This window comes from Geobacillus sp. G4 (genome assembly GCF_040327975.1).
GTDB lineage: Bacteria > Bacillota > Bacilli > Bacillales > Anoxybacillaceae > Geobacillus > Geobacillus thermoleovorans.
Genome location: NZ_JBEPJY010000132.1, coordinates 1 through 246, shown reverse-complemented (window position 1 = coordinate 246; position 246 = coordinate 1). Strand labels below are relative to the sequence as shown.

At 56.1% G+C, this 246-nt stretch carries 1 protein-coding gene; it reads left to right on the top strand.

Features of this window, described 5'->3' with window-relative positions; genetic code table 11:
- Positions 1–246: acyltransferase family protein (locus ABS784_RS17240; RefSeq protein ID WP_352513429.1), on the top strand; the 246-nt coding region annotated here is incomplete at both ends.

Genomic DNA, 246 nt, shown 5'->3' with positions numbered 1-246 from the left:
CCGTTCACACCGGTAATTTTCTGATTCAGATTATCGAGTACCCGCTGAAAAGCTTTGGGCGCGAAGGCGTCAATCTGTTCTTCACGCTGAGCGGTTTTCTGGTGGGCGGCCTGCTGCTTCGACAGTACGCCGAAACAGGCAACGTCGACGCAAAGCGCTTTATCATCCGGCGGATTTTCCGCATCTGGCCCGCGTATTACGTGCTGATCGCCTTTCACGTGCTGGCCGGGCGCCATCCGTGGAATA